General features: G+C 68.2%; 15 protein-coding genes, 3 tRNA genes and 4 pseudogenes. 12 read left to right on the top strand and 10 right to left on the bottom strand.

All coding sequences use genetic code 11. The features are described from left to right. Positions 1-291: 291 nt before the first annotated feature. The 5 genes and pseudogenes from FRANEAN1_RS42795 to FRANEAN1_RS35485 form a co-directional block, all read left to right on the top strand. Positions 292-1,650: a hypothetical protein gene (locus tag FRANEAN1_RS42795; protein ID WP_020464496.1), complete on the top strand. Its 1,359-nt coding sequence runs from the start codon at positions 292-294 to the stop codon at positions 1,648-1,650. A 70-nt stretch (positions 1,651-1,720) separates the two neighbouring features. Beyond that, the gene (locus FRANEAN1_RS35465; RefSeq protein WP_020460324.1) at positions 1,721-3,109 is read left to right on the top strand and encodes an IS701-like element ISFsp9 family transposase; all 1,389 of its coding nucleotides are present in this window, start codon (positions 1,721-1,723) and stop codon (positions 3,107-3,109) included. A gap of 44 nt (positions 3,110-3,153) precedes the next feature. Further along, positions 3,154-4,020 carry a PKD domain-containing protein gene (locus FRANEAN1_RS35470; protein ID WP_198145425.1) on the top strand — a complete coding sequence of 289 codons (867 nt, stop codon included), beginning with the start codon at positions 3,154-3,156 and terminating at the stop codon, positions 4,018-4,020. Between the two features lie 296 nt (positions 4,021-4,316). Further along, a pseudogene (locus FRANEAN1_RS44475) lies at positions 4,317-5,216 on the top strand (transposase); the annotation flags it as partial. Positions 5,217-5,272: 56 nt separating this feature from the next. Further along, positions 5,273-5,769, top strand: a pseudogene (locus FRANEAN1_RS35485) (IS6 family transposase); the annotation flags it as partial. Between the two features lie 30 nt (positions 5,770-5,799). Here FRANEAN1_RS35485 and FRANEAN1_RS44480 read toward each other — a convergent pair. Continuing rightward, positions 5,800-6,087, bottom strand: a complete 288-nt coding sequence (locus FRANEAN1_RS44480) for a transposase (RefSeq protein WP_347177283.1) — start codon at positions 6,085-6,087, stop codon at positions 5,800-5,802. Between the two features lie 175 nt (positions 6,088-6,262). Further along, positions 6,263-7,117, bottom strand: a pseudogene (locus tag FRANEAN1_RS44485) (IS66 family transposase); the annotation flags it as partial. Positions 7,118-7,650: 533 nt separating this feature from the next. Between FRANEAN1_RS44485 and FRANEAN1_RS35495 the strand changes: the two are divergent. The 4 genes and pseudogenes from FRANEAN1_RS35495 to FRANEAN1_RS35510 form a co-directional block, all read left to right on the top strand. Then, positions 7,651-8,044, top strand: a pseudogene (locus FRANEAN1_RS35495) (transposase domain-containing protein); the annotation flags it as partial. 156 nt (positions 8,045-8,200) lie between these two features. Continuing rightward, on the top strand, positions 8,201-10,291 hold the full coding sequence (locus FRANEAN1_RS35500; RefSeq protein ID WP_157472918.1) for an MMPL family transporter: 2,091 nt from the start codon (positions 8,201-8,203) through the stop codon (positions 10,289-10,291). Between the two features lie 48 nt (positions 10,292-10,339). Then, entirely contained in the window at positions 10,340-11,488 is a 1,149-nt protein-coding gene (locus tag FRANEAN1_RS35505) for a histidine kinase (RefSeq protein ID WP_198145426.1), read from the top strand. Next, positions 11,446-12,132, top strand: a complete 687-nt coding sequence (locus FRANEAN1_RS35510; RefSeq protein ID WP_049795855.1) for a response regulator transcription factor — start codon at positions 11,446-11,448, stop codon at positions 12,130-12,132. Before FRANEAN1_RS35505 ends, FRANEAN1_RS35510 begins: the two co-directional genes overlap by 43 nt. Positions 12,133-12,491: 359 nt before the next feature. Here FRANEAN1_RS35510 and FRANEAN1_RS40205 read toward each other — a convergent pair whose 3' ends face one another. After that, entirely contained in the window at positions 12,492-12,866 is a 375-nt protein-coding gene (locus FRANEAN1_RS40205) for a C40 family peptidase (protein WP_347177284.1), read from the bottom strand. A gap of 370 nt (positions 12,867-13,236) precedes the next feature. Between FRANEAN1_RS40205 and FRANEAN1_RS35520 the strand changes: the two genes are divergently transcribed. Beyond that, positions 13,237-13,599: a C40 family peptidase gene (locus FRANEAN1_RS35520; protein WP_049795857.1), complete on the top strand. Its 363-nt coding sequence runs from the start codon at positions 13,237-13,239 to the stop codon at positions 13,597-13,599. A 209-nt stretch (positions 13,600-13,808) separates the two neighbouring features. On the opposite strand, the gene FRANEAN1_RS35525 is transcribed toward FRANEAN1_RS35520, so the two are convergent. Both FRANEAN1_RS35525 and FRANEAN1_RS35530 read right to left on the bottom strand, forming a co-directional pair. Next, positions 13,809-14,324 carry a hypothetical protein gene (locus FRANEAN1_RS35525; RefSeq protein ID WP_157472919.1) on the bottom strand — a complete coding sequence of 172 codons (516 nt, stop codon included), beginning with the start codon at positions 14,322-14,324 and terminating at the stop codon, positions 13,809-13,811. A gap of 143 nt (positions 14,325-14,467) precedes the next feature. After that, positions 14,468-14,866, bottom strand: coding sequence for a tyrosine-type recombinase/integrase (locus FRANEAN1_RS35530; RefSeq protein WP_157472920.1), 399 nt, complete (start codon positions 14,864-14,866; stop codon positions 14,468-14,470). 312 nt (positions 14,867-15,178) lie between these two features. On the opposite strand from FRANEAN1_RS35530, the gene FRANEAN1_RS35535 reads away from it, so the two are divergent. Next, the gene (locus FRANEAN1_RS35535) at positions 15,179-16,411 is read left to right on the top strand and encodes an IS110 family transposase (protein WP_020464506.1); all 1,233 of its coding nucleotides are present in this window, start codon (positions 15,179-15,181) and stop codon (positions 16,409-16,411) included. Between the two features lie 99 nt (positions 16,412-16,510). On the opposite strand, the gene FRANEAN1_RS41890 is transcribed toward FRANEAN1_RS35535, so the two are convergent. From FRANEAN1_RS41890 to FRANEAN1_RS35555, 5 genes are all read right to left on the bottom strand, one after another. Continuing rightward, positions 16,511-16,655: transfer RNA gene (locus tag FRANEAN1_RS41890), tRNA-OTHER, on the bottom strand. 65 nt (positions 16,656-16,720) lie between these two features. Next, positions 16,721-17,323 carry a TetR family transcriptional regulator gene (locus FRANEAN1_RS35540; protein WP_020464507.1) on the bottom strand — a complete coding sequence of 201 codons (603 nt, stop codon included), beginning with the start codon at positions 17,321-17,323 and terminating at the stop codon, positions 16,721-16,723. Continuing rightward, positions 17,307-18,860: an MFS transporter gene (locus FRANEAN1_RS35545; protein ID WP_020464508.1), complete on the bottom strand. Its 1,554-nt coding sequence runs from the start codon at positions 18,858-18,860 to the stop codon at positions 17,307-17,309. The genes FRANEAN1_RS35540 and FRANEAN1_RS35545 overlap by 17 nt, the downstream gene beginning before the upstream one ends. An 895-nt stretch (positions 18,861-19,755) precedes the next feature. Beyond that, positions 19,756-19,829 (bottom strand) — tRNA-Phe (locus FRANEAN1_RS35550). A gap of 27 nt (positions 19,830-19,856) precedes the next feature. Then, a tRNA-Asp gene (locus FRANEAN1_RS35555) sits at positions 19,857-19,931 on the bottom strand. Positions 19,932-20,590: 659 nt separating this feature from the next. On the opposite strand from FRANEAN1_RS35555, the gene FRANEAN1_RS35560 reads away from it, so the two are divergent. Then, positions 20,591-24,679: a hypothetical protein gene (locus FRANEAN1_RS35560; RefSeq protein ID WP_347176896.1), complete on the top strand. Its 4,089-nt coding sequence runs from the start codon at positions 20,591-20,593 to the stop codon at positions 24,677-24,679. Positions 24,680-24,684 lie beyond the last annotated feature (5 nt).

Consider the following 24,684-nt stretch of genomic DNA (forward strand, 5'->3'; position numbering starts at 1 on the left):
CGAGCGTTCCTTCTCGTGGCCTCGTCAACTTGGTCACGATATCACTCTTAGATTCGTATCCAAACACGGCCGAGTGTGACGGATGGGCGCGGCTGACGCCAAAATTGAAGGAGTCATACGCTAATATTCCGGGGCAATATCACGGAAGCGCCGTACGCGCCTGATCTTCCTTGAAATCGACGCCCACACTACCAGCTATCTTCGCGCCCCGTTCGACTCTCACCCGATAGATCGCGCTGCAGAGTCGGATAAGTACGGGGCGCACACTTGAGATCGAGGACGGTTAGATCTATGGCCTCCCTGCGCCACCGAACTTCATATCGACCGAAAGTCACGGCAACGCTGCTGACCGTTGTTGTCGTGGCCGTTGCGGTCTCGTGTTCATCTGATGAAAAGGCTGCAGCCGCCAAGTCACCACCCCCAACGAAAGCCGACGCAGGGCACTCGCTGAAGATCGACTCGAAACCACTCTCGGGACCAGTCTGCAAGACGGGCGAGGGTGGCACGCTTTTCGTCACCACGTCGTGCGGCGACCCGCTTCTCAACCGGCCGTACGTAGATAAGGACGAACGGCGAACTGTCACCGATAAAGACACGGGTGTCACGGTTGGCTACCGGTATGTTCACGGCGGATTCCGAGAGAGTAAGGGTAAGTTCTCTTTCTATTTCCCCAGCGAGTACCAGGGACGATTCTTTCAGCCCACCTACCCGACCGTTTCTGTCGAGGATGCGGCGCCGCACGACATCGCGTTCGCCATCTCGAATAACGCCTACCTGGTGACGACCAACAACGGTGGGGGTCTCCCGCAGGCCGGCGAGATCGGGGGCGTCCGCGTCAATGCGGCGGCCGCGAAGTTCTCGCGCACCGTCGCGGCGCAGGTGTATGAGGACTCTGCCCGGCCACGGGGTTATATCTACGGCGCGAGTGGCGGTGCCTACCAGACTCTCGGCGCTCTGGAGAACTCCGAGGACGTTTGGGACGGTGGCGTGCCCATGGTCCCCGGTACTCCGAACGCCATCCCGAGCAGCCAGACGGTGCCGCTCCTCGGCCTGCGCGTGCTTCACGACAAGCTCCCCCAGATCGTCGATGCGATGGAGCCAGGTGGCAGCGGGAAGCCCTACGCCGGGCTCACCGACGAGCAGCAGGCGGTACTGCGGGAAGTGACCCGGATGGGCTTCCCGCCGCGTGGCTGGTGGGACTACAAGAACATGAACACCGACACGTTCGAGGCGGTGGCCGGAGGCGTCCGCATCCTCGATCCGACCTATGCCGACGATTTCTGGACCAAACCCGGTTACGCCGGCACGGATCCGGCCTCATCCGTCGGCGCCTCCCGAATTCAGGCTGAAGCCGACGTCAGTGACATCACTGGCAGCCCGGTCACTGGGCTGACCCTCTCCAGCGTGCCCCAGGGGGACCTGACGGGCGTCGACCTCGTCGTCCTCACCGGAGCGGCAGCCGGGAAGACCATCCCGTTCGTGAAGGTGAGCGGCACCGAGGCCACCTTCGGTAACGGCGCGGACACCGCTGTCACCGGTGCGCTCAAACCGGGCGACCGGGTCCGCCTAGTACTACAGCCCCAGTGGTCGCCGTGTGGTCTCTCGTCGCGGATACGGCGTGGCGTGTGGCGTGGGGCGGCCACCGCGTGATTCTCCGTAGTCTGTGAGAACAAAAGAAGAAGCCGCGGTGGCCGCGGCACGTAGCGTATCCGGGATGAACGTGGCGGTGTGGGAGGCGGGGCTGGAGGAGCTGTTCGGCCGGGTGGCGGACTGTTTCCGGTCTGATCAGCCGCGTGCGCAGGCACGGGCCTATGTGGCAGGGTTGTTGTCTCGGACGGAACGGAAGAACGGGTGGACGCTTGCGGAGTTCACCCGTGAGGCCGGGCCGCAGAAGATGCAGCGGTTGTTGAACGAGTATGCCTGGGACGCCCACGCGATGCGTGACGTCGTCCAGTCGTATGTGGTGGAGAACCTGACCGAGCCGGATGGGGTCCTGGTTGTGGACGAGACCGGGTTTATCAAGAAGGGAAAGTCCTCGGCCGGGGTGCAGCGGCAGTATAGCGGTACCGCGGGCCGGATTGAGAACTGTCAGATCGGGGTGTTCGCCGCCTATGTTTCCGGGAAGGGACGGGCTTTCGTCGACCGGGAGCTGTACCTTCCCGCGAGTTGGACCGACGACCGGGCGCGGTGCAAGGCGGCGGGTGTGCCGGCCAGGGTGGGGTTCGCGACCAAGCCGCTGCTGGCACTGGACATGATCCGCCGGTTCTGGGTGACCCACCGGCAGTTGGGCTGGGTCGCCGGCGATGAGGTGTACGGCGGCGACCCCGAACTACGCGACTGGCTGGAAGAACACCGGGTCGGCTATGTTCTGGCTGTCAAGAAGGACACCGAGGTGACCACGACCGTCGGTCGCCGCCGTGTGGACACCCTCGCCGCGAAGGTCCCCGCGCGTGCCTGGGAGACATATTCCTGCGCCGATGGCTCGAAAGGACCCCGGTTGTATGACTGGGCGCTGGTGGACACGACCGACCTCGCCGGCCCGGCGAATCGGCCTCAGCAGGTCCTGATCCGCCGCGCACGCACCGGCAAAAGGGAGCTTGCGTTCTTTCTCACCCACAGTCCGCGGCCGGTTCCGCTCGCTACCCTCGTCACCGTCGCAGGCCGGCGCTGGGGAATCGAGGAATGTTTCCAGTCAGCCAAGAACGAGGTCGGTCTCGACCATTACCAGGTTCGGCTCTACCGCGCCTGGTACCGGCACATCACCCTGGCGATGCTCGCCCACGCCTGGCTCGCTGTCACCGCGCTGAGAAACCGCGAACAAAACCCACCGGCCGTCCCACCAGCGACGACCGCGGTGGGATACCAGCGCCTTCCCGGCGGCCTCCCGATCGCCGAGCAGCCGGAACCGGATAGAGCCATGATGGCCCCACTCACCCTCAACGAGATCCGTCACGTCATTGCCCTTTTTGGACAGGCCGCCATCCCATCGGCCGTGATCACCTGGTGGTCGGACTGGCGTCGCAGCCACCAGGCACGCGCCCGCCATTACCACTTCCAGACCCGGATCCGCGCCGCTCAAGTAACCGCCACACCGGCGGCAGCTACATAGAGATCACTGGGGCTGTAGTACTAGACAACTCCTGGTTCCTCGCGATGCAGTATTACCAGCGCTACCAGGTCCCCTCGAAGGACATGTACGGTTGGAACCAGTACCGCGATGCGAACGGGAAGCTGCTATATCCGCAGCGGCCGATACTGGCCGGCCCGACCTTCGCCTCCGCGGCCAGTGGCGGCGTACCCACCGGAAAATTCCACGGGAAAATCATCATGCTGGCGTCACTGCTGGACACGCTGGCTTTCCCCTGGCCCGCCGACTGGTACCACCAGCAGGTAAAATCCTACCTCGGGGCGGAAACGGACAGCAACTACCGACTGTGGTACATGGACAATGCCTGGCACGGTCCCACACCCACCAGGCAGGAGTCCACACCCGACAAGGGGGCCGAAACACACGTTGTCGGCTACTGGGGTGAGCTCCAGCAGGCCCTGCTCGACCTCGACGCCTGGGTCGCCCAGGGAACCCCACCGCCGCCCAGCTCCGCGTACACAGTGGACGGCGATTCCCAGGTGCGGCTGCCGGCCAGCGCGGACGAACGCCACGGCGTGCAACCCGTCGTCAACCTGAAAATCGATCAGGTGGGGTCCCGCGACATGAACGCCGCCGTACGCGTCAACGCCGGAGTCGGCCAGGAGGTGACGTTCGCTCTGACCGCGGAAGCGCCATCGGGCACAGGAAAGATCGTAGGGGTGGAATGGGACTTCGCCGGGACCGGCGAATACGCAGACCGTTCCACGGTCGACCAGCCAGACCGCTCGGCGCGGCTGACCGCCAGCCACATCTTCAGTCAGCCCGGGACCTACTTCCCGACGGTGCGGGTCACCTCCGAACGCAACGGTGACCCGAAGACGCCATTCGGTCTAGTGAAGAATCTTGGCCGTGTCCGAGTCATCGTGAAATAGCTGAAGCGATCGCGGCGCCGGCCGGGGCGGAAATGTTCAGTACCAGTCGTCCGGTCGACGCCGCGATCCGTCTTCTAGCATCTACGCACAGTTCCGTTGTGGCCACTCATTAATTCTGACGGATCCGCGCCGGCCGTGGCGCGGAGAACCGTCTAAGCTTGTCGTTTAACCGCCGGGTGTCACGCTGTGCGATACCTGCTGGCGTTGTGGGGCGGGTCGGCGTGTCCTCGTGACGTGGGACGACCTTCGGAAGATCGTGCTCTCGCCAAAGAAGCCGGATCAAGCCGAAGGTCGTGATGGGCAGTGTGCAGGACGAACCAGGACGCGTCGAGGCTCTGGGACGGCTGTGTCGCTTCCGGCAGGAGTTCTACGACTGCCTGACCCGCCGAGCGGACGCGCTGTTTGAAACGGCGGAGGCGGTGCTGTGCACCGACGGCCCGGTCCGGACGCTGGTCGACCTGACACTGGCCCCGGAGCACCGTCGCGGCCACGGAGCCTTGTACGACGGGCTGAACAGCGGCCGATGAGAGATCGCCCGGCTGCGACGTGCGCTCGCCGGCCTTCCGCTGCCCGCGGCCGCCGACGGACGACTCGTGCTGGCCGTCGATGTCAGCGGAGTGGCTGCGCTCGGACGCGCCGACCAGCGCGCAGCGGCTGTTCTGCCATGCGCACGGCCGGGCGAAGAACCAGTCCCAGCTGATCCCGGGCTGGCCCTACTCCTTCGTCGCCGCCCTCGAACCCGGCCGGACGTCGTGGACCGCGGTCCTGGACGCGGTGCGCCTCGGCCCCACCGACGACGCCACAGCGGTGACCGCCGACCAGCTCCGGGCGGTCGTGGGCCGTCTGATCACCGCCGGGCACTGGCGCGACGGCGACCCGAACATCCCGATCGTGATGGACGCCGGGTACGACGTCACCCGGCTGGCGTTCGTCCCGGCCGACCTACCCGTCGAGGTGCTCGGCCGAATCCGTTCCGACCGTGTCCTGCGGCTCCCCCACACCACCGAGACAGCCAGGCACCAACGGCCGTCCGCCCAAGCAGGGTCCTGAGTTCGCCCTCGACAGGCCCGAGACCTGGCCCGCACCGCAGCACTACCATCACCGACACCAGCCGCTACGGCACCGCCACCGCGGCCAGCTGGGACCGGCCACATCCCCGGCTCACCCACCGCACCTGCTGGCTCGACCACCCCGGGCGGGTCTGTTGCGTAGGCGAGGTCTGGCGGTCTGCCGCCAGGCCAGTCATGATCGAATGGTGCATCGACGTGTTGCCCGTCCGCCGGTTCCGGTCTCGGAGTTCACCGGGTTCCGGTTCCCACCCGAGGTGATCGTGCTGGCGGTCCGGTGGTACCTGCGGTACGCGCTGTCCTACCGGGACGTCGAGGAACTGCTCGCCCCGAACGGGGCATCGCTGTCGATCACGTCACCGTGTACCGATGGGTGGCGCGGTTCACCCCGCTTCTGATTGACGCGGCCCGGCCCTGCCGGCACACGCCTGGGGACCGGTGGTTCGTCGACGAGACGTATGTGAAGGTCGCCGGCCGGTGGACCTACGTGTACCGGGCGGTCGACCAGTACGGCCAGGTCATCGATGTTCTCGCCAGCGAACGGCGCGACCTGGCTGCGGCCCGCCGGTTCTTCACCACCGCGCTGGCCCACGGTCGCCGCCCGGTTGAGGTCACCACCGATAAGGCGGCGTCCTACCCGCGTGTTCTCGACGAGCTGCTGCCCGAGGCGTGCCACGTCGAGTAACTGGTCAGGTACCGATTTGATGTTGGGTTAGCTGGTTGCGGGCATCCAGGGGCGGCCCTCGGCGAGTTGAACGAGGGCGGGGAACAGGCCGATGCCGTGTTTGGTGGCGGTGGACAGGTAGCTGCGGATCGCGCAGAACTGACGGGCGCTGGTGAGGGTGCGTAGGCACCCGGATACTTTCTGCCGTAGTTTGATCATGCGGATGTCGCGTTCGGAGCCGTTGTTGTCCGCGGGTATCCGCGGGTCGTGGGTGAACCGCAGGTAGTCGGCTTCGCGGTCGACGAGGCGGCAGGCCAGGGCGTGGCGGGCGGCCATGAGTTTCGTGCCCCGCGGTGAGGTCTGGGTGATCCCGATGTGGGCGGCGTGGCGCAGGGCCCGGGTGTGGGCCGCCAGGTCGGTCGGTCGGCGTGCCGGTGGCGGCGGCGTTGACGGTGAGACGGTGCAGCGCGACGAGGGCGTCGGCGGCCTGGGTGGCCCAGCACCAGCCCCCCGCCGGGGCGGCGTCACTCACGGCCTGCAGCTCGCGCAGCACGTGAGCGACACAGAGCTGGTGGGTGGCGGTGGTGTAGGTGTCATACGGGGACCAGGCGTCGTGGACCACGACCCCGCCGAAGCCGGTCAGCACCCCGAGGGCGTCGATCCCGGCGGTTCCGCGTTTCGGATGGCAGTCGATCAGCGTGTACTTCCCGGTGCGGGCGACGTGCACCCAGTGCAACCTGCCGGCGACCCGTAGCCCGGTCTCGTCCGCGCCGATCACCTCGGCGGCGGTGAGCAGGCCACGGACGGCGGTGAGGAAACCCTCCAGGTTGGCGGCGGCACGGGCGGCCATCGCCGCGACCGTGCCCGCCGACAGCCCAATCCCGACCAGCTCACCCAATGCGGTCGCGGTCCGGTCCTTCGACAGGAACTGGCCCGCGTACAGGTAGACCGCCGCCGCGGTCACCCGCGGCCCGTACTGGACCGGGGCGTTCACCCCGTCCGGCGCGGCGGCCTTCGTGTGCGCCCCGCAGCCGCAGGCCCGCTCCACCAGTTCGTGTTCGGTGACGTGGGCGCGTAGGACGGGCAGGTCGAAGACCTGCCGGCGCTCGACCCGGGCCACCGGCCGACCCGAAAGCGACGACCCACAACCCGCACACGGCCCCGGTTCGTGCCGCAGACGCACATCAGGATCATCCACCAGGCACAGCGTCGACCCGGGATGCCCCGGCTGCCCACCAGAGCGCCGGCCCGTCTTCTTCCGCAACGACTTCGGGGGCGGTTTCGCCAGCCCGTCCGAACTCGGCGGCTTCGCCGAGTTCCGCGAGGTCTTCGCGACCTGGGCCTCCAGCTCGCCGATCCGTGCCAACGCCCGCGCCAGATCCGCCTACAGGCTCATCACCAGCGCCGCGAGCTCGTCATACGACGGCACCGGCTCCCCGCTGGGCGGATCATCAGCCACACCGCGACCCTACGAGCCGATCAACCACACAACACCAACACCCCGAGCCGCCTGACCCATCACGCAGTCCCAGCCAGCAGGAAACCAAAACGAACGATCTACAAGACCTGACTAGTTACGGGGCGGCTTGGCACCTCCCCCCGCAGGGCGGCACCAGAGGGCCGTCGGCCCCTCATACCCAGAGGGCACCGGTCCTCCATCGTCCGTGCAGCACGCACGTATCAAAGAAGTAGTCTGCCTACCTTCAGACAGCTCCTTTCTTCGCGCTCGGGGCGCAACAATGCCGCTTAGTTAGCGATGGGTTGTCTAGTCCGACACTCCATCTGTTGAGCATCTTCGGGTAGCGGGGAGTCGACGGCTCGTGAGTCTGGGGCGACGGCTGGCGGGTCCTAGGGTCGGCGGGCTGTGACGGCGCTTGCCGACTTGGTGGAGGTTGCGGCATCGCGGGTTTGGTGAACCGGATCGCGCTGGGTGCGTTGACGCGGGTGGTGCCGCGGGAGCTGGTCGACGACGTCCTGGCGCGGACGGGTCAGCGCCAAGACGCGGAGCCGGTTGTTGCCGGCGCGGCTGGTCGTGTACTTCACGCTAGCGATGTGCCTGTTCTTCGACGACGACTACGAAGAAGTGCTGCGCCGGCTGGTGTCGTCGACGCTGTGGCGGGGGAACCGGGACGCGGGGTGGCAGGTCGCGACGTCGGGGGCGGCCTCGCAGGCGCGGCGACCGCTGGGTCCCGAGCCATTGGCGGAGCTGTTCCGGTCGGTGGCGCGTCCGCTGGCTGTGGCGGCGACGCGGGGGGCGTGGCTGGAGGGACGGCGGCTGACGGCGGTGGACGGGTTCTCACCATCAGCAGGGTGAAGTACGCGCCGACCTGCCACAGCAGGTCGGCGCCGGTCGCCAGCTCCAGCCGCCCGCCGTACTCCGCGCGGAGTACGGCGAAGTGTCTGCCGTGGCCGGACGCGTCAGCCCCGCCGGCTTGGCAGCATGATCGCCATGACTTCTGAAGTACGGGCGCCCGACCACTCCGGTGCCGATGCCAGACCGAAGAGATCACGGACCAAGACCGTGCTGCCGTGGCTCATGCTGGCTGTGTGGATCGGGCTGGTGGTGGGCGGCTACTCACTCGCCGGCAAGCTCGACTCGGTGACCCGCGATGGCCAGGCCGACTACCTGCCGGCCAGCGCCCAGTCGACCAGGGTGCTCCAGGCCGAGGCCGAGCTGCCCGGCGGTGAAAACGGCCTGCTCGTGGTCGTGTACGAACGACCCGACGGCCTCCAGCCGGGCGATCGGGAGGCGGTCGTACGCGGCCAGACCGAGCTGGCGGAGCGATTCGGCAACGACACCGACGCACCGCCCCAGATCGTCGACTCCCCCGACGGCACAGCCCTGATGTACGCGCTGCCGCTCGACCATGAGGCGATCGACGAGGAGGCCGGCGCCACCGCGGAGGCGCGTGACCTTCTCGCCGACCGGCCGAACGGTCTGAACGCATATGTCACCGGTCCGACCGCGCTAGGGGCCGACATGGACGAGATCTTCGATGCCGTCGACTCGACTTTGTTGCTCGCTACTGCCGTAGTGGTGGCGGTCCTGCTGATCCTGACGTATCGCAGTCCGCTCCTGTGGCTGGTCCCGCTCACGGCGGTCGGGGTCGCGGCGATCATGGCGATGGGTGTTGTTTACGCACTCACCCAGATCTTCGACTTCACCGTGACGAGCATGAGCTCGGCGCTGCTGATCGTCCTGGTCTTCGGCGCGGGCACCGACTACGCCTTGCTTCTCGTGTCTCGCTACCGCGAGGAGCTGCATCACTACGAGCGGCCGATCGACGCGATGCTGGCGGCGCTGCGTGGGGCCGGCCCGGCAATCCTCGCTTCGGCGGCGACGGTGGTAGCCGGCCTGTTGTGCCTGTTGGCCGCGGATCTCAACAGCACCAGCGGTCTCGGCCCGGTGGGTGCGGCGGGCATCGGGTCCGCGCTGCTGGTCATGCTGACGCTCTTCCCGGCCCTGCTGGTGGTGCTCGGGCGCCGGGTCTTTTGGCCGTTCGTGCCGCGACTCGGGGGTGAGGCACACACATCTCGATCTGGGTGGGCTCGGCTCGGCGAGCTGGTCGCGCGCCGCCGCGTCGTCAGCTGGGCGGTGCCGCTGGTGGTCCTGGGCGGTCTCGCGCTGGGCACAGTGGGTGCCAGCGGCTCGCTTCCGCAGCTGGACCAGTTCGCTCGTTCGATACCGGACTCGGTGACCGGGGCGAAGCTGATCGAGGCCCGGTACCCCGACCAGAGCGGTCAGCCGCTCACCGTGGTGAGTCGGCCGGACCAGAGCCGCGAGGTCCTGGCCGCCGTCGAAAGTACGCCGGGGGTTGCCGAAGCCGAGATCGGCCGGGCCAGCGACGACTGGGTGGAGATCTCCGTGATCCCGGTCGACTCGCCAGAAAGCGCGGGTGAGACGGCAACGATCAAGCGGCTGCGGGAGCACGTGCACCAGGTCGCCGGTGAGGCCGTGCTGGTCGGCGGGCCGAGTGCCGAAAGGCTTGACGAGGCCGAGACCAACAAAAGCGACCGCAATCTGGTGATGCCGCTGATCCTGCTGGTGGTGCTCGCCATCCTCGGGCTGCTGCTGCGGGCGATCGTGGCTCCGCTGGTATTGGTCGCCACCGTCGTGGTGTCGTTCTTCGGCGCCCTCGGACTGTGCAACCTGCTGTTCGACCAGGTGTTCGGTTTCGCCGGGTTGGAGCCGTCGGTGCCCCTGATCGGTTTCCTTTTCCTGGTCGCACTCGGTGTCGACTACAACATCTTCTTGATGACCCGGGTACGTGAGGAAGCCGCCCGGCACGGCACTGTCGATGGCACGAAGCGTGGCCTCGCGGTGACCGGCGGCGTTATCACCTCGGCCGGCGTCGTGCTGGCGGCGACGTTCGCGGTGCTCGCCACGCTGCCGCTCGTCATGCTCGTCGAGATTGGGATACTGGTCGCCGTCGGCGTGCTCATCGACACCTTGCTGGTGCGGTCCATCGTGGTTCCTGCACTGACAATGTCGCTGGGTTCGCGGATCTGGTGGCCCAGCAAGCTCTGGCGCGCGGCATAGGACTGTGTCGATGACCCTGTGTGAACGATGATGGCGCTCCGTCCGCCAGTGGCCGATCGGCTGCTGGCGGCGGCCTCGTTCGTGCTCGGCGTCGTCGTCGCGATCACGCTCGAGGCGGTCGATTTCGACGGCGAGCGAAGCGTAGATCTGTGGGCGATCGCGCTCCTGGGCGCGATGTCGGCGGCGTTACTGGCCCGCCGGCGCTGGCCGATCCTCGTCGTCCTCGCGGTCCTCGCAGTGTCGACGCCGTACCACGTCCTCGACTATCCCCATGAGGCCACGATGCCGGCCTCGCTTGTGGCGGCGTTCACGGCGGCGCGCTGCAGCGAGCCACCGCGGCGGGCCCTCGCCGCCTTGGTGGCGGTGGCCGCGGTGACCGTGCCGGTCCTCGCCGACGAGGCGTCGGGGGCACCTGACGATGCTCTCCTCGGCGTCGGCTGGCTGTTCATGGCCTTCTTTGCCGGGCTGGCGGTCCGCTTCCATCAAAACTGGAAGGCCGCCGTCACCGCGCGGCTTGAGCAGGAGCGTGCCGACGAGGTCGAGCGGCGGGTCGCCGAGGAGCGGGTCCTGATCGCTGCCGAGCTGCACGACGTCCTAGCGCACGGCCTCGCGGTCGCGAACGTCCAGGCTTCCGTCGCTGCGCACCTGATCGACCAGCTGCCGAGGCGCGGGGATGCGTCGCTGCAGGAGCTGTCCAGAACGCTGCATAACCTGTCGGACACGAGCCGGGCCACACTCCATGAGCTGCGTGCCGTTCTGGACGTGCTGCATGGTGGCGAGGCCGAGCCAACCGAGCCAGTGCCCCACCTCGGCGAGCTGCAGCGTCTGGTGGAGATGGCCGAGGCGGCTGATATCCGAGTCGACGTGGAGGCTGACGGGCTCCCGGACGAGTTACCGTCGACGGTGTCCGTCGTGGCCTATCGGATCATCCAGGAGTCGCTCACCAATGTCATTCGACACTCGACGGCCAAGCACGCGACCGTCCGGCTCGGCCAGAACGGCCACCGGCTGCGGATCGCGGTCGTCGATCACGGGCCCGCGCGACCGAGCTCAACCGTGACACCCGGCTTCGGGATCGCCGGGATGACAGGGCGAGCACAGGCCGTCGGTGGCGAATTGTCCGCCGGCCCGGGCGAGTCCGGAGGATTCGAGGTATGGGCCAGCCTGCCGCTGCCGGAGATCTGGCGGGTGCCGTAGTGATCCGGATCCTGCTCGCCGACGACCAGACACTGGTGCGCGGCGCGTTCGCGCTGCTGGTTAACTCCGCTGACGACATGGAGGTCGTCGGGGAGGCCGGCACCGGCGACGAGGCGCTGACGCTGACCCGGGACCTGCGCCCCGACGTCGTCTTGATGGACATCAGGATGCCGAGCACCGACGGCATCGAGGCGACTCGGCAGATCGTCGCTGACGATGGAGCGAGCGGCAGCAGGGTGCTGATCCTGACCACGTTCGAGACAGACACCAACGTACTGCGCGGCCTTCGCGCGGGGGCGTGCGGATTCCTGCCCAAGGACACCCGTCCGGACGCGCTGCTGGACGCCATCCGCACCATCGCGGCGGGGGAGGCGCTGCTGTCGCCCGGCGCGACCAGGGCGGTCATCACCCGTGCGCTGAGTCACCCGGACGCGCCTGCGCCCGAGCGGCTGGCCAGCCTGACGGCGCGCGAACGCGAGGTGCTTCGGCTCATCGCCGCGGGCCGGAGCAACCAAGAGATCGCGGACGAGCTGGTCGTCAGCCCGCTGACCGCCAAGACTCACGTGGGCCGCATCCTCGCGAAGATGGGCGCTCGCGACCGGGTCCATCTCGTGATCGCCGCATACGAAGCCGGGCTTCCCTAGCATCGGCTATTCACGCGGATTTTTACTGATCTTCCAGTCTGGCCTGCCCTGGCAACAGAAAACTGCCTCCGACCTGGGAAGACAAGGGTGTCGAAGTCCTTGAACCCGCGTTCGAGGCACTTTCCAGGTGCAGCATATGTCGTGGTCGAAAGGACCACGTCACGGGCCGGCCGGCCGGGGAACAGCCAGGCTGTCCCCGGCGGGGCGCTGCGACCGAGCACGGACACCGTCCGAGCGGTGTCGCGTTGGGCGAGCAGCAGGTCGGCGACGGCTGGAGGGAGAAGCACTCGGTGTGCCCCGAGGCGGAGCAGGGTCCGACTGCTCACACTTGGGAAGCCCCGAAAGCCCGCTTTCGTCGCTTATCGCTGCTTGCCGGACGTTGCATCTGGTTGGAATAAATCCTCTCCGACTGGCCTTGTCGCCCCGAAATAGTCATCGCCGCTCCATCTATATGGGGATATTTTTACCACCTTCTTCCGACCTGGAGCTGTAATCATCTGCCCGTTTCCGATGTAGATCGCGACGTGGTGGATGTTGGTGGCGGTGCCGTAGAACACGAGGTCGCCGATCTGGAGCGGTTCCCCGGGCGGGACCACAGGCCCGGCCTCGTACTGGGTCTGCGCGGTGCGGGGCAGGTCGATCCCGGCGGCCTGGTAGGCGGCCCTGGTGAGCCCGGAGCAGTCGAAGCCGCCTTCGGCCGGCCCGTCTCCACCCCACAGGTAGGGGATGCCAATCTGGCCCTGGGCGTAGACGACGGCGGCGTAGCCGGCGTCGGACGGGCTGGTGTCGGCCCCGAAACCGCCGCCGGTCGAGCTGTACTCGGTGGCCTGGGTGACGACCTGCGCGACGTAGGCGTCTGAATGGTTATACGCCCTATGCCGACGTCGGCATAGGGCCTATTATGCCGGCCCTGTTGTTATGCCGACCTCGGCTGATGAAGCCGCGCCAGGGAGCGAAATCGGGACGGGCAAGGTCGGCATAACGCCAGCCGGGCAGGCGTATGTGGCGCGGGTTCTTGCTGTTGCCGCGTCCTACGGCCAGGATTTCGCTCCTGCTGCTGCGGACGGCGCTGGTGAGGTCGCCGCGACGTGGGCGCTTTCTCAGGTGGGTGTCCCGTATGTGTGGGGCGGTGAGACGCCGGGGGTCGGGTTCGACTGTTCTGGGCTGACCCAGGCTGCTTTCGAGGTGGCCGGGATCGGGCTGCCTCGGGTGGCTCAGGGCCAGTTCGACGCCGGGCCCCGCCTTCCGGCTGGTGCCGGGCTGCGGCCTGGTGACTTGGTGTTCTTTGGTGGCGGGCCGGCGGACGTCACCCATGTCGGTCTCTACCTGGGAGTCCGGGATGGCCGGCCGGTGATGGTGGACGCGCCTCACCGAGGCGCCGTCGTCCGGGTCGAGGCGTTCCCGACCGTGGTAGGGGCCGCCTGGGGTGCGGACATCTACCTGGGCGCCACCCGACCCGCCCCCTGACGCGCGAGTTCGTCATTGAGCCAGCGGGGAGACGCTCGGTAGACAACTATTAGAAGGCGATTGCCAGTTGGACGAATCATGTCTTCTTCACCGATCGAGGAGGAGGCAGGGATACCGAAAGGGATCATCAATGTGGGTGGGGCGTGAGGGGTCGGGTCTGCTGGCCCCGCTGGCAAGGGAGTTCCGGTCGGCACTGGTGCCTGGCTGAATTAGGCCGCATCTGGTTGCCGGCATGGCGGGCGCTTGCGGAGACGTAGTTTCGCGTAAACGGCCCGGGTCGACGTCTTGGCGGTCCGTGCCGCGAGGTCCTCGAAGTAGACCCAGAAGTCTGGCACATGTGCTCGCTCTGCGTAGACGTATGGTGCCAGGACGTCCCACAGATACACGATCGAGTCGCCGTAGGAGCCGATGACCAGATCCCCGCTGATCACCTGGTGCGCGATGAGTTTGCCAAGGTCGTCATAGAACAGCCCGATGGTATTGACCTGGTCGCGTGCCTGCTGCGGCAGATCACGCCAGGCGCATCCGGCGGCGTGCTCCCTCGACAACCTGTTCAGGATGTATTCCTGCGCCTCGAACCACTCCGGGCAGCGCGACGCCTTGAAGGCATCGAGGACCACGGGCAGGTGGTTCGCGCCGCGGACGACATGTATCTGCCATGCAGCCAGGGCTAGCGCGATGACGGAGATTAAGAGGGCGGCCAAAGCGAACACAAAGTTCTCCATGACCATGGATCGTAGCGAAGGAGAAGCTACAAAGGTGCCGCCTTCCGGGACCTGCGACGCGATGAACCGGTGAGCGATATCAAGCCAACAGGCCGGTGACAGACTGCTTCAGTCCCGCGGGGTCAGCAAGCAGGGCCTCGGGCTTACAGGTTTTCGAGGAATGCCAGGAGCGGGTCGGGTGGGCGGTAGTGGCCGGGTGCGCTGCCGAATGGTTGGGTGCGGGCGAGTGCCTGTTCTTTTTGGGTCATGTCGGCGTGTAGGTAGCGGTCGGTGGTGGCGATGTGGGCGTGTCCGAGCCAGAGGGCGATGACGCTTTGGTCGACGCCTGCGAGGAGCAGCCGCATAGCGGCGGTGTGCCGGAGGGTGTGGGCGGTGACGTGCTTGGTTGAGATCGAGGGACAGCTTGCGGCGGCTCGGGCCGTGTAGAGGGCGATCCGGCGTTCGATGGCGTCACGGCTGAGCGGCCGGCCGGTGATGGTGGGAAACAGCGGGTCGCCGGGATTCCCGGCACGTTCCGCCGTCCAGGCCGAACTGACCGTCATTCCAACGTCCGCGGACGTACGTTTTCGGCCGTGGAAGGCCGCTGACGTACGCGCCGGTTCGCCGACGTTGCTAATGGGGTTGCACTGGTCCCCGAGGTTGGTGGGATGGGTGTCCGGGCCGCCGGTGGTCGAGCACTCGTTGTTGCCGGCCCGCACGTTCGAGGTCTAGGTGTAGAACGTGCCGCCACCGGCTGCTGGGAGGGTGTCAACGACTGGTGGGACGGCGTGCCAAGACGAGCACTGATCCATTAGCGCGTGCGTGAACCTTCCCGAGGTCCGTGTCCTACACCGGACGAGGAAGGAGAGCACAGGGTGCTGTTCGTCGGAGACGACTGGGCCGAAGACCATCACGACATCGAGATCCAGAACGAGGCGGGACAGCGTCTCGCTCGCGCTCGGCTTCCCGAGGGCGTCGCCGGCCTCGCCCGGTTCCACGCACTGATCGCCGACCACCTCGGCGGCGACGAGGATCCGTCACAGGTCGTGGTGGGAATCGAAACCGACCGGGGACCATGGGTCGGCGCCCTGGTCGCGACCGGCTACCAGGTCTACGCAATCAACCCGCTCTCCGCCGCCCGGTACCGCGAACGGCACGTCACCTCCCGGGCGAAAAGCGACCCTGGAGACGCGAGAGTACTGGCGGACCTGGTCCGCACCGACCGGCATCACCACCGCACCGTCGCCGCGGACAGCGACCTCGCCGAAGCCGTGAAAGTCCTGGCCCGTACCCATCAGAACCTGGCCTGGGCACGGCAACGACACGCGAATCTGCTGCGTTCGACGCTGCGGGAGTTCCACCCGGCCGCCCTGGTCGCCTTTGACGACCTCGCGAGCCGTGACGCCCTCGCCGTCCTGGCCGCCGCCCCGACCCCGGCAGCCGGCCGCGCGCTGACCACGACACGGATCGCCGCCCTGCTCCGCAGGGCCGGCCGGCAACGCCGCGCCGACACCCGAGCAGAGGAGATCCGCAGCGCGCTGCGCGGAGAGCAGCTCACCGCACCCACCGAGATCGCGCAGGCATTCGGGCACACCGTCATCGCCGTCGTCGCGGTCCTGACGACCCTCGTCGCGCAGATCGACCGGGTCGAGGCCGAGATGACCACACGCCTCCACCAGCATCCCCACGCCCGGATCTACCTGTCCCTGCCCGGATTCGGGCCGGTCCTGGCCGCACGGGCCCTCGGCGAGTTCGGCGACGACCCGAACCGATACGAGACCGCTCGTGCCCGCCGCAACTACGCCGGCACCTCACCGATCACCCGCGCCTCCGGCAAACGCCGTGTCGTCTTGGCCCGCGTCGCGGTTAACAGCCGCCTCCGCGACGCACTGGCAACCCAGGCATTCGCCGCGCTGAAAGCCTCACCCGGCGCGCGGGCCTACTACGACAGCCATCGCGCCCGCGGCATGACCCACCACCAGGCGCTACGCGCCCTCGCGAACCGACACGTCGCCATCCTCCACGGCTGCCTACGCCACCAGACGGCCTACGACGAAGCCACCGCCTGGCCAGCCCTCACCGACACCACCCAGACCGCCGCCGCTTGACAGATAGAACCAAGGGACGTCTACACCCGTTGCCACATAACGATCTCCAAACGACCGCCAGGAGATCATCGTGATGAGAAAGGGCCTGGTCAAAGGCGGTGGGCAGGGGCGGGGTCGAACCGCCGACCTTCCGCTTTTCAGGTCAAAACGCCTAAACGCTATGCTGACCTGCGTTTTCCCACGACCTCGATGAGCGTAACCGCGACAGGCGGATTGTCTCCGATTCCACGGTAGCACCCGGCCCGCCCGGCGGGCGATGTGCCGCGGGGAGTCGCGTCGGTCCGGGGCCCGGTTGGTTGGGTTGCTGTGTCATACCGGTAGTCCAGCCTCCAGGTGGCCGAGGGCCTGGTCGACGAGGGCGGGCAGGTCCGCGTTGGGGTCGTCGGCCAGGGCAGGCAGGGTGGCGAGCATGGCGCCGATGGCACTGCCGGCGACTGTACGCACGGCGAGGTCATCCTTCGGGCGTCCGGTCCGTTCGGCGATCGCGTCGGCAAGCAGGAGCATGGTCTGGGAAATCTGGTCGAGCATGGCTGCGCGCAGGGCGGGCTCGGCAACGATGAGCACGGTGCGTTCCTGTATTGCCTGCCTCTGGTCCGGCGTTAGGGCGTCGAACTGTTGACGGATCGCGGCGCGTATCGCCTGGATGGGCGTGAGATCCGCGGGCTGGTTGTGGAACGCCTCGATGATCAGTGGGTCGAGGTCGTCCTGGAGGACGACCTCTTCCTTCGTGGGGAAGTAACGGAAGAAGGTCGTCTCCGAGACTTCCGCAGCGTCGATGATCTGTTCGACGGTGGTCGCGTTGTAGCCCTGTTCGCGAAACAGTCGCAGGGCGTGGGTCTGGATTGCGGCCCTGGTCCGGGCCTTCTTGCGTTCTCGCAGGCCAGGCGCTGCCCGGTCAGTGCTCGACGGCATCGACGGTCCCTTCCTCGGTCGGCTGACCGGCTTCCGTTCTACGCGATCGGCCCCGGGGAAGGACTGCCAGAGCCACGCAGGCTCCAAGTATGGCGATCACGGCGGATACCAGGAACGCGGCGCTCATCCCGTCGACGAACGCCGCGCGGACCGCCTGCTCCAGCCCTGGTCCCCCGGCTGCCTGTGCGGTGGCCGTGCCGCCGTAGAGGCTCCTGCGTGCCGTTGCGGCCACCGTCTCCGGGAGCCCGACGCTGTCGAGTCGGGCGTGGTAGACCGCAACGAGGACACTGCCGGTGATCGCTGTACCAAGTGGGCCGCTTGTCTTGTTGAACGCCTGCACGACAGCGGACTCAGTGCCGCTGCGTTCGGCCGACAACCCGGCCAGTGCCGCCGCGGTCGCCACCGACAGGGCCAGTCCTGTTCCCGCGCCGACGAGCGCCGTCCACCCTGCGGTGAATACCGTGCCAGAGGTGGACGTCGTGGTGGCTCCCACGATGAGACCGCCCGCCAGGAGTATGAACCCCAGCGCTGCCGCCAGTCGCGTGGTGATCGCCGGTGCGAGCCGGCTGGCGAGCCCGGCGCCGACGACCATGCCGCCGATGAGGGGCAGTAGCCGCAGGCCGCTGCCCAGGGTGCCGGTACCCCGCACTCCCTGGAAGTACTGAGGCATCGTGAACAGCACTCCGATCATCGCCAGACCCGCGACCGCGGCGAGTGCCGATCCCCACAGGAACAGCCCCGGCCGCAGGAGCTGCGGGTTGACCAGCGGCCGGCCGGTCGGCCGCCGACCAAGCCTGCGCTCCCACCAGACGAACCCGACCACCACCGCGGCTCCGGCGGCCATCGACAGCAGCGCGTCCAGGCTGCCCCAGCCGCGCTCCCCCGCGCGCACCAAACCGTAGATCACCATTGCCAGTCCAGACGCTGACGCCGCGGTGCCGACCGGGTCCAGACCAGGGCGTTGCGTCGATCGCGACTCCGGGATCAGGACGAAGCCGATCACTGCCGCGAGGACGACGACCGGCACGTTGAGCAGGAAGACCCAGCCCCACCAGAACCGCGACAGCATCCAGCCACCGAGAATCGGGCCGAGCGGCAGGGCTACGAAGTTCGCCGCCTGGTAGATCCCCACCGCTCTCGGACGTTCCTGCTCGTCGAACAGGACGACCAGGGCGGACAGTGCCATCACGGTGATACCGGCGCCGGCCAGACCCTGGAACAACCGTCCCGCAAGGAACACCCCCGGCGACCCCGCGTAGGCGCAGAGCACGGACCCCAGCCCGAATATGGCCAGCGACGCGAGCAGGACTCTGCGGCGTCCGAAACGGTCACCTGCCAAGCCGACGGGCAGCACGGCCGCGGCCAGCACGAGCAGATAACCAGCGGAGAACCACACCAGATCGGACTGCGAGGCGCCGAGCGCCGTCGACAGCGTCGGTTGAGCCACCGACAGGACCGTGCCGTCCAGGCTGACGGCGAGCACGCTCAGGTTGACCGCCCCCAGCGCCCACCACCGCTGCGACCCCGACCTCTGCATCCGACAGCCTCCTCCTTGTGGGTGCTACCTTCAAAAGAAGGTAACACCCACATTCGGACGGCTCGTGCTCTACGATGGGCTCGAGGAGCGTGGGGCCTCGACTGTGAAGGGCGTCCGCGCGGCACAGCAACCTTTCATGATCCATCCTGACCGCGGCATCCGGGTCCAGCTCATGGACATTCCACGACCAGGCACCCGCGGACCAGGCAGGCCGGCACGAAACGCATAAGGAGTCAGGCTTCGCAGACCCAGTCCTTCGCGATGTTGACGGCGTCGCCGGCGGGGGCCCAGGCCGCCCGCGCCGTCCGCCTCCTGCGGGAAATCGGCCGGCTTCGGGATCACCTGCGCCAGTCCGCAGGGTGATGCCAGCGACCTGAGCAGGTTGGCAACGCCGACCAACTTGTGGACACGATCCTCACCGAAATCTGCAGCCACCCTGTGGTGGGCGTCCCCACCACGGTGTGCGCGGCCCGCCGTCTAAACGCTTCGGTCACCAGCTCACGAGACTGCCGCGGGCGGTAGCGTCGCCCACGCAGGCGACTGGTGTCAGATCCGGCAGTTCCCACCGCGGCGCGCGTCGTCGCGGAACGAGACGGCCGGATTCTCGGCCCGATGTCGATACGGCTGTCCCGACAGGTTCGACACCGCCTGGCCAGAGATCACCGGGGCGTCAGTTCCTCGACGGCCCCGCGGCGATCTCACACGAAGGAATCAGAATCGGCCGCAGGGTATTTTGGCTAATTCCGCCTGATCGGTACAAGTCCACGGAAGCCGACCCGAAGATCCTCGATCAGTACACGGCACAAGCCAAGAAAGTTTTACTCTGTCCGGGCACTGTACAACCCGCAGCTTGAAGTGACGCTGCGACAGAACCGCAGGTAGAACAGGGGGTGAGTGGGCAGGGGCGGGGTCGAACCGCCGACCTTCCGCTTTTCAGGCGGACGCTCGTACCGACTGAGCTACCTGCCCATGTCTTGCGCTGTGTTGCCGATAACGCGGTCCCGACGGGATTCGAACCCGCGACCTCCGCCTTGACAGGGCGGCGTGAACTCCAGACTTCACCACGGGACCATGTGTCTATCTTCAGTTGTCGCTCTGGCCATCCTGAGTGGTCGTGCTACTCGCAGTAGACCAAGCCGGCTGGTCGTGCCCGGCTGCTCAGGAACTGGAGGTCATGCTACAGGACGATGCGACCCATCCGGGCTGTGGGGGGCAGGAAGTTTTCCTCGATACATGATCGATCAGCCCACCATGATCCTCGGTACGCACAGGGCCCCGGGCGAGGCCACTCGCAGCCACCCTCAGACGGGTCCATCGCGGCGCCTCCCCTCCAGCGGACTCCAGCCGGCGCGCCTGTCCGGCCTGGTCTCGAGGAGTCGAAGATCATGGCAGATCATCCGCGGAGCACGTCCTTGATCCCGTGGGTGCCCGCTCCCGTGTGCGCGGTGGCGTAGCAGGCGCCCGGGGCCGAGCCTGGGCCCAAGGACGACAAGTCTCCGGCCGAGCGGCGGATGCCCTGTCGTCTAGGTGACTGGTGTGCGGTCAAAGTCCGCGATAGACCACAATCGGTGAGGTTGCCCGATCGGCCCACTGCCCCGGAGACGGGTGAGGTCATGACATCCGAGCGTTCGGAGCGCGGCGGACCGCACGGTTCCGGTGAGGATTCGCCGGGCGCCGCGGCCCGGCCGGACCAGCGGACCTCTCGGACTGTGGCCGGGAACGCGGCGGAGATGCGTACGCCGCCGCTGGTCGAGTCCCAGGCGGCGCCCACCCAGATCATCGACGGATACCCGTCGAAGCCACCGACCAGCGTCCCGCCGGCCGGTGCGTACTCGACGGCCTGCCCGTACCCGGGGCTGCGCGGCTTCGACGAGTCGAGTGAGCAGTGGTTCTTCGGGCGTGAGCGGATGGTCGCCGACCTGGTGGCGAGGGTCTCCTCGGAGGCGTCGAGGGTGGGGCCGCTGGTGCTCGTCGGCGCCTCGGGGTCGGGGAAGTCGTCACTGCTGCGTGCCGGGCTCCTGCCCGCCCTCGCGCGCGGAGCGCTTCCCGGCTCGCGTGGCTGGCCACGGCTGGTGATGACACCGGGCGAGCACCCGCTCGAGGCGCTCGTCCAGCGTGTTGTCGAGGCGACCGGGATGCCGACGATGGCGCGGATGCTGGGTGACAGCCTGCGCCGGGAGCCGGAGCGGCTCAGCGAGATCGTCCGTGAGCTGCTCGCCGCGCGCGCCACGCCTCGGTCTGCCCCAGAGGGGGGCGAGACCACGATCCGCCGCGGCCCACGAAACGACGCCACCACGCTCTACAGGCCAGGCAACCCCCACGAGCCAGCCGATCCCCGCGAGCCGCGTGAATCCGCCGCGCCGCACGAACCCCGCGAGCTCTCCGCGTCACGCGCGCCCCTCAAACCCGCCGTGCCCCACGAACCCCCCACACCGCGCAAAGCCCACGAACCACGCAAAGCTCACGAACCACACGCTCCGCACGAGCCGCGGATGGTGATCGCGGTCGACCAGTTCGAGGAGGTTTTCACGCTCTGCGCGGACCAGGCCGAGCGGGAGGCTTTCGTCCGGGCCCTGTGCGCGACCGCGGCGGGCAGTGCGGTCGTCGTGATCGGCCTGCGGGCGGACTTCTACGGGGCGTGCGCCTCCTTCCCCGAGCTCGTCGAGGTCCTGCAGGTCAATCAGGTGGTGGTCGGGCCTATGGCGGCCGCCGACATCCGCGAGATCGTGGTGAATCCGGCTCGTGCCGCGGGTGGGGACGTTGAGCCCGGGCTCGTCGAGCTCGTCCTGCGCGATCTCGGCGCCGCCGCTGGCACGGGGATCACCGGAAGCGACCAGGGCACCGGCCACGGCAGCAGTCGCAGCCCCGAGCTCGTCTCCAACCTCAGCTCCGGGTTCGTGGCTGATCCGGGCTCGCTGCCACTGCTCGCCCACGCGCTGCGCGCGACCTGGTTCGCCCGTGCGGGCGAGGCGCTCACCGTCGCCGATTATCTGCGCGTCGGCGGGCTGACCGGGGCCATCGCCCAGACCGCCGAGGCGGCCTACACGAGTCTGGACGGGGCCGCCCAGCAGGCCGTCCGACCACTACTGATGCGCATGATCCGGCTTGGTGAGAACGGCGCGGACACCCGGCGGCGGGTACGGCGGGCGGCGCTGCTCGCGGAGGTGCCGGGGCCGGAGTCGGCGACCGTCCTGGATGCGCTGGTAGCCGCGCGTCTCGTCGAGGCCGATGCCGATGGGGATCAGGACGGTCTGCAGATCGCGCACGAGGCGTTGCTGCGTTCCTGGCCACGGCTGCGCGAGTGGATGGACATGGACCGCGCCGGCGCCGTGGCGTTGCAGCAGCTGCGCGACGCCGCTGAGGTGTGGGAGCGGGGCGGGCGGGATCCGTCCTACCTTTTCGCCGGTTCGCGTCTCGCCGCGGCCCGCGACTGGATGGACGACGACCTGGACGTCGATGCGACGACCAGGCAGTTCTTCGACGAGAGTGTCCGCGCAGAGGCCGAGCAGCAGCGGGCGGCGGCGCGCCGGACCCGTAGGCTGCGCCAGCTCGTGGCGGCGCTGGCCGTCCTGCTGCTCGTCGCCGCGTCGCTGGCGGGCCTGACGTTCCAGCAGAGCGCCTCGTCGGGGCGGGCTCGGGACCAGGCGCTCTCGCAGCGGATCGCGACGCAGGCGGAGGCTGCCAGGCGTAACAATCCGGCGCTGGCCGCCCAGCTCAGCCTGGTCGCGCTGCGCACGGCGGACACGCCGGAGGCACGCGGGGCCGTCCTGTCGTCGTTCAACGGCGGTAGCGGGGTGCCGACTCGGTACCAGGCGCATACCAAGTCGGTCGGGACGGTCGCCTACAGCAGGGACGGCCGCCTGCTCGCGACGGGCAGCGACGACTGGACAGCCGCGGTCTGGGACGCGGCCGATCCGCGGCGGCTCACGCCACTCGCACGCATCCCGGACGAACGCGGTGGCGGGCATGGCAGGGCGGTGAAGGCGGTGGCCTTCAGCCGGGACGGGACGGTGCTGGCGACCGGCGGCGCCGACGGCCTGGCCAAGCTGTGGAACATCACCGACCGGGCCCGACCGCGCCTGCTGGCGACCCTGCCGAAGGCGGATTCGGAGGTCTACGGCCTGGCGTTCGATCCGACGTCTGATCGTCTCGCCGTCGGTGGTTACGGCAAGTCGGCGTACATCTACGACGTCTCCGATCCGGCGCGCCCGGAGAAGAAGGGGCAGCTCTTCCTGCACCTGGCGCAGGTGGTGGCGCTGGAGTTCAGCCCGGACGGCGCGTTCCTGATCGCCGGGGACGAGGGCGGTTCCGCCCTGTTGTGGTCGGTCAGTGATCCGAGCAACCCGAGGCCGCTCAAGGTTCTCGTCGAGGACGGCGGCCCGAGCTCGGACGGCGCGGGCGCGATCCGGTCGATCACCTTCGGCGGCGACGGCCACACGGTCTACACCGCCGGGGACGGCGGCTACGTCCGCAAGTTCTCCGGGCCGGACCTGCCGCGTCTGGAGTACGACGGCCGGGCGGGGACCGGGGACGCGCCGATGACCGGCCTCGCCGTGGACCCGGTCAGCGGCCTGGTCGGCGTGGGCGGGTTCCGGTACGTCGGAGTTCCGATTTTCGATGTGGACGTCGACCAGTACAGCCTGACCTTCCTCGACGAGGGCGCCACGGTCTGGGATGTGGCCTTCAGCCCGGACGGCCGCCGGCTCGCGTCGGTCTCGGTGGACGGCTCGCTGCGGGTCTGGGAGATGCCCGGCCCGGCGCTGATCGGGCGCAACGGCGCGCAGGAGGACGCCGTCGTCAACCCGGTCACCGGCATCGTAGCGATCACCACCGACAAGGCGGTCGAGCTGTGGGACGTCGATGATCCTTACGCGCCCCGCCGACTGCACGTGCTCACCGACGTGATCGTGGACGAGTACGACCCGACGGGCTCGTCGGCCTTCAGCCCGGACGGGAACGTGCTCGCGGTGGGCACGGGCAAGAACATCGTCTTCTACGACGTCCGCGACCCTGCGAAGCCGTCCCGGATCTCGGACGTGCCGGGGCCGGCCGGGGGCACCGCGGAGCTGTTGTTCAGCCCGGACGGGAGGACCCTGGCGCTCGGCGGCCTGAACTCCCCGCCGGAGCCGGCATTCCAGGCCAGGGTCGAGACCTGGGACGTCACCGATCTCTCCCGGCCGCGGCGGCTCGCGTCGCTGATCGCGCACCGCTCATCCGTCCGTGACCTGACCTTCTCACCGGACGGCCGGACCCTGGTGAGCGCGGCCGAACGATCGGTGAAGCTCTGGGATGTGACGGACCCGCGACGGCTCCGGCTGGTCTCGGAGCTGCCCGAGTTCCCCGGCGGGGTCTGGGAGGTGCGCTTCTCCCCCGATGGCAGGACGCTCGCGGCCGGCGGGGCCAACCCGTTCGCGACGCTGTGGGACGTGACCCGCATGGACGCGCCGCGCCAGATCGCGGACCTGCCGGGCCATTCGGCGTCCGTGACCAGCGTCGCGTTCAGCCCGGACGGCACGCAGCTCGCCACTGGCAGCAACGACAACACCGTACGGATATGGGACGTTACGGAACACGACTCCCCGACGCTCATCGAGAAGCTCGCACGCTCGGCGGGCAGCGAGGCCGGTATCGAGGAGATCCTCTATACCCGGGACGGCGAGAAGCTGGTCGGCGTGATCTTCACCGTGCCCGCGGTGGTGTGGGACCTCGATGTCAACCGGGTGCGGGCCCGGATCTGCGAGCGGGCGGGCGTGGGCATCACGGCCGCGGAGTGGCGCCGTTTCCTACCGGATCTGCCCTACGATCCGGTCTGTGACTGATTGTT

Origin of the sequence: Parafrankia sp. EAN1pec, assembly GCF_000018005.1 — a bacterium.
Taxonomy (GTDB): Bacteria; Actinomycetota; Actinomycetes; order Frankiales; family Frankiaceae; genus Parafrankia; species Parafrankia soli.